This window comes from Allobosea sp. (assembly GCF_036675845.1).
Lineage (GTDB): Bacteria > Pseudomonadota > Alphaproteobacteria > Rhizobiales > Beijerinckiaceae > Allobosea.
Genome location: NZ_JAKFED010000125.1, coordinates 1 through 5,064, shown reverse-complemented (window position 1 = coordinate 5,064; position 5,064 = coordinate 1). Strand labels below are relative to the sequence as shown.

Annotated in this window: 5 protein-coding genes; 1 reads left to right on the top strand and 4 read right to left on the bottom strand. The window is 66.6% G+C overall.

Going from position 1 to position 5,064, the window contains the following annotated elements:
- From V6M56_RS13350 to V6M56_RS13335, 4 genes are all read right to left on the bottom strand, one after another.
- A partial coding sequence (locus tag V6M56_RS13350) for an ATP-binding cassette domain-containing protein (RefSeq protein ID WP_332684430.1) occupies positions 1–446 on the bottom strand: 446 nt, incomplete at its 3' end.
- Complete coding sequence (locus V6M56_RS13345; RefSeq protein WP_332684428.1) at positions 446–1,282, bottom strand: ABC transporter permease; 837 nt, start codon at positions 1,280–1,282, stop codon at positions 446–448. The genes V6M56_RS13350 and V6M56_RS13345, both read right to left, overlap by 1 nt.
- Positions 1,283–1,409: 127 nt before the next feature.
- Entirely contained in the window at positions 1,410–2,387 is a 978-nt protein-coding gene (locus tag V6M56_RS13340; protein ID WP_332684426.1) for an ABC transporter permease, read from the bottom strand.
- 120 nt (positions 2,388–2,507) lie between these two features.
- Entirely contained in the window at positions 2,508–4,064 is a 1,557-nt protein-coding gene (locus V6M56_RS13335) for an ABC transporter substrate-binding protein (RefSeq protein ID WP_332684424.1), read from the bottom strand.
- Between the two features lie 218 nt (positions 4,065–4,282).
- On the opposite strand from V6M56_RS13335, the gene V6M56_RS13330 reads away from it, so the two are divergent.
- On the top strand, positions 4,283–5,064 hold a 782-nt coding region (locus V6M56_RS13330; RefSeq protein WP_332684423.1), incomplete at its 3' end, for an IclR family transcriptional regulator.

Below are 5,064 nucleotides of genomic sequence, written 5' to 3'. Positions count from 1 at the left end.
GCCAGCCGCTCTGGGTCGGGCAGGCCGACCTCGGCCAGGAGCGCGAGCGCCCGGGCCTGGCGCTCGGCCTTGCCAAGCAGGCCATGCGCCTCGAAGGTCTCGACGATCTGGTCGGCGACGCGCATCACCGGGTTGAGCGAGGTCATCGGCTCCTGGAAGATCATGCCGACCTCGCGGCCGCGCACGTCTTCCATCGCCGCGTCGTCGAGCGTGAGCAGGTCGCGGCCGCCGAGCCTAATGCTGCCGGCAGCCGGCTTCACCGCACGCGGCAGCAGGCCCATCACGGCATGCGCCAGCATCGACTTTCCGGAGCCGGATTCGCCGACGACGCAGAGCGTCTCGCCGGCCGCGATCGACAGGCTGACATCCTCGATCGCATAGGCGCGGTCGGCGAGGGCGGGGAGGGCGAGCCGCAGGCCCTCGATGGCCAGAACCGGAGCCGCCATCATTCGCGCTCCCGGGCAAGGCGCGGATTGAGGGCGTCGTTGAGCCCCTCGCCGGCGAGGTTGAGGGCGAGCACGGTCAGGAAGATCGCCAGGCCGGGAAAGAAGCTGATCCACCAGGCGTCGAGCAGCCGGGTGCGGCCGGCACCGACCATATAGCCCCAGCTCATCAGGTTCGGGTCGCCGAGTCCGAGGAAGGAGAGCGAGGATTCGAGCAGGATCGCCGAGCCGATCATCAGCGAACCCATGACGATGATCGGCGCCAGCGTATTGGGCAGCACCTGGCTGAAGATGATGCGCGGCGTCGACTGGCCGATGGTGATCGCGGCCTGGACATATTCGCGGGTCTTCAGCGAGAGCACCTCGCCGCGCACCAGCCGCGCCACCGGCGGCCAGGAGACGACGCCGATGGCGAGCACGATCGAGCCGAGCTGCGGCTGCAGGATCGCGACCATGACGATGGCCAGCGCGAAGGAGGGAATCGTCTGGAAGAACTCGGTGAAGCGCATCAGGGCATCGTCGACGAAGCCGCCGGCATAGCCCGCCACCGCGCCGAGCGGCACGCCGATCAGCAGCGCGACCAGGGTCGAGACGATGCCGATCATCAGCGAGACCTGGGCACCGTGCACGAGGCCGGCCGCGACATTGCGCCCGAGCGTGTCGGTGCCGAGCGGGAAGCGCTCCATGACGAAGGGCGCGAGGAAGGGCCGGCCGACCATGCGCCAGGGCGATTGCGGATAGAGCCAGGTCGCCAGCAGCGCGAAGGCGATGACGACGATGAGGATCAGGAGGCCGATCACGGCGCCGCGGTTGCGGGCGAAGCGCTTCAGGAATGCCATGACGGCACCTCCCCGTCATTGCGAGCGAAGCGAAGCAATCCAGGACGGCTCGCTCTACGACTCCTGGATTGCTTCGTCGCTGCGCTCCTCGCAATGACGGTCGGGCGAGCGCTTGAGACGGTTCTGCTCATGTCGTCGCCTCGATGCGGGGGTCGGCCAGCCGGTAGACGAGGTCGGTCAGGATGTTGAAGCCGACGACCATGGCCGAGGAGACGAAGAAGACGCCGAGCAGCACCGAATAGTCGCGCTGGACCAGGGCATCGAACATCAGCCGGCCGATGCCCGGCCAGGCGAAGACCGTCTCGGTCAGGACGGCGCCGCCGACGAGCTGGCCCGCCTGCAGGCCGGCCAGCGTGACCACCGGCAGGATGGCGTTGCGCGCCACGTGCCGGCGCGAGACGATCGCGGGCGAAAGCCCTTTCGCGCGCGCCGTCTTGACGAAGTCGGCGCCTGCCACCTCCAGCATCGAGGCCCGCATCATCCTTGCATAGAGCGCGGTGAAGAACAGGCCGAGCGTCAGCGCCGGCAGGATGAGATGGCGGCCGATGTCGAGCGCCCGGGCGAGCCCGGTATAGTCCGCGCCGATGGTCTCGTAGCCGACATTGGGCACAAGGCCGAGCTTCAGCGCGAAGACGATCTGGCTGAGCAGCGCGATCCAGAACAGCGGCGTCGCGTAGAAGACCAGCGCCAGCGTGGTGATGACGCTGTCCTGCCACTTTCCGGCGCGGCGCGCTGCCAGCGCGCCCATCAGCACGCCGAGGCCGAGCGAGACGAGGAAGGCGGCGCCGGTGAGGAGCAAGGTCGCGGGCAGGCGGTCGAGGATCAACTCCAGCACCGGCCGCTGCTGGCGGTAGCTGAAGCCGAGATCGAGGGAGGCATAGCCCTTGAGATAGATCCAGAGCTGGTGGAGCAGCGGCTGGTCGAGGCCGAAGCGCTCGCGCAGCTGCTGCAGCAAGAGCTCGTCGGCGGCGCCGGCCTCGCCCGCGAGCACCTGCGCCGGATCGCCCGGCGCGGCGCGGATCAGGAAGAAGTTCAAGACCGCGATGGCGAAGAGGACGATGATCCCCTTCACCAGCCGGCCAGCGAAGAACTGAGCAAGGTTCATGATGTCGACTTGGCGTCATTCTCGGGCGCCGCTCCGCGGCGACCCGAGAAACTCGTTCCGGAGATGCTCGGGTCTGCGCTGACGCTTCGCCCGAGCATGACGTGATCCTGCGGGATCATCTTACTCCTTCCAGGCATCCCGGAAGCCGTCATTCACGCCGATGCCGGTGGTGACGAGGTTCTTGACGTTGCAGCGGTAGATCGTCGGGAAGTCCATCTCGAGCAGCCAGAGCACCGGCAGTTCGTCGGCCAGCAGCTTCTGCACTTTCGTATAGAGTTCCTGTCGAGCGCTGTCTGAAGGCGCGATGGCGGCCTCGGCGAAGAGCTTGTCGACCTCGGGATTGGAGTAGCCGCCGATATTAGCGAAGGGATTGCCCTTGGCGATGTTGGTCGAGATGTAGCTGCGCGCGACGCCCATGGCGGGGTCGCCGAGCTGGTAGAGGAAGTTGAAGGTTAGGTCGAAGTCCCAGTTGCTGGCCTTCTGGGTCCAGCCGGGAACGTCGGTGTTCTCGATCTGGAGCTTGACGCCGACATCCTCGAAGTTCTGCTTGATCGCCTCGGCCCAGCGGCTCCAGGTCTCGCCATAGGGCAGGTTGAGCAGCTTGATCGTCTCGCCCTTGTAGCCCGAGGCCTTGATCAGCTCCTTCGCCTTGGCCGGGTCGAAAGCGTATTTCGGCACGTCGGCGGAATAGAATCTGGTCTTCGACGAGATCGGCCCGGTCGGCAGCTTGCCGAGCCCGCCCCAGACCACGTCCTTTCCGAATTCACGGTCGATCGCGTGCATCAGGCCCTGGCGGAACTGCTTGTTGCCGAGGACGCCGTTGCGGACATTGACGGCCAGCCAGGCATGGGGGGCGAACATCTCCCAGCCCTTGGTCGTGATGCAGGTATTGGGCAGCTTGGAGAGGCGGGCGACGTCGTAGACATCGACCGAGCCGCCGGTCAGCACGTCGACCTTGCCGGTCTCGTAGGCGACGGCGCGGGCGGCGGCATCGGGGATGATCTGCCAGTAGATCTCGTCGAGGTTCGGCTTGCCCTTCAGCCAGTAGTTCTCGTTCTTGACGAGGTGGATATAGGAGCCCTTCTTCCACTCCTTGAACTTGAACGGGCCGGTGCCGATCGGGGTGTTGTTGGCCGGGTTGGCGCGATAATCGGTACCGTCATAGATGTGCTTCGGGATCATCGGTGCCGAAGCGACCTCCTGGGTCATGATCAGCGGGCCGAAGGGCTGCTTCAGCGTGATCTTCACGGTCAGGTCGTCGACCTTCTCGATCTTCTCGACCTGGGCGGTGACGATCGGCCGCCAGCGCGGATGGACCTCGCGCAGGAACTTGTCGAGCGAGAAGACGACGTCGTCGGCGGTGAAGGGCTTCCCGTCATGCCAGGTCACGCCTTCCTGGAGCTTGAAGGTGTAGACCTTGGCATCGGCCGAGATTTCCCAGCTCTTGGCCAGCGAGGGCTGCGGGTTGAGCTTCTCGTCATAGCGCAGCAGCGATTCGTAGATGTTGCCGGCGACCATGTTGGTCGGGCCGTTCTGGTTCAGCCCCTGCATCAGCATCGGCGGTTCGGGCTGGACCACGACATGGACGGTGCCGCCCTTTTTCGGCTCCTGCGCGGTCGCCGCGCCGAGCGCGAGCACAGTTGCTGCGAGAGCCAGTCCCAATCTCGATACCGTCATCTTCGTTCTCCCGTTCCCCGTGGTTCGCTCTCCGCCGGCGATAGGCAGCGCAGCCGAGGCGACCTCTGTTTCGACCTGCTCCGCGGCCTGTCGGGATCGCACCCGATCATGCGCCGATTGGCAAGCTCCATGCCATTGAAAGCGAGAGTTAAAATTCGTGTCAATGGCTGACATGGTGTGTTACTAGACGACACGAGCATTCAGACGGCAGACCGATCGTGAGCGCAGCCGACAGGATGAAGGAGGACCGGGCCGCGCGGCTGCCGCCGGGCGTCCCGATCGTCAGGGCGCTCGACAGGGGCATCGCGCTGCTCCGCGCCTTCCGTGCCGAACAGCCGCGCCTTGGCTTGAGCGAACTCGCGCGCCAGGTCGGTCTCGACAAGGGCACCACCCGGCGGCTGCTGCAGACCCTGCAGCTCAACGAACTGGTCGAGCATGACGAGCGCTCGCAGACCTACGCGCTGGCCGTCGGGCTCATCGAACTCGGCAGCGCCGTCACGGCCGGGCGCGAGCTGCGGGACATTGCTGGTCCCTATCTGACCGAAATCGCCGAGAAGACCGGCGCGACGTCCTTCCTCTGGGTCCATATTGCGGGGCGCGCGCTCTGCGTCGACCGGGTCCGGGCCTCGTTGCCGCATGTCGACGCGACATGGTTCGCCGTCGGCGCCCAGGCGCCTCTGAACTGCGGCGGCGGTCCGCGCGTGATCCTGGCCTATCTCGACCATGCGTCGCGCCGGCAGGCGCTCGCTCTCGACCTGCCCAAGCGCGCGCCGGCAAGCCAGACCGACCCAGACCTGCTCTGGTGCGAAGCCGAGCGCATCCGCGCCCAGGGCTGGGAGCTGGCGGCGGATGACTTCTTCATCGGGCTGACCGGCGTGGGTGTGCCGATCTTCGACCGGGCGGGCGCGCTCGCCGGCGCGCTCAGCATCTCGTCGCTGACCTCGATCGTCGCACCGGAGGGCCATCCGGTGCATCTCGACGCCCTCCGCGACGCAGCGCA

Excerpts from the sequence above, each read along its gene's own strand:
- V6M56_RS13340 (WP_332684426.1), bottom strand. The coding sequence starts at position 2,387 with ATGAACCTTGCTCAGTTCTTCGCTGGCCGGCTGGTGAAGGGGATCATC.
- V6M56_RS13335 (WP_332684424.1), bottom strand. The coding sequence starts at position 4,064 with ATGACGGTATCGAGATTGGGACTGGCTCTCGCAGCAACTGTGCTCGCG.
- V6M56_RS13345 (WP_332684428.1), bottom strand. The coding sequence starts at position 1,282 with ATGGCATTCCTGAAGCGCTTCGCCCGCAACCGCGGCGCCGTGATCGGC.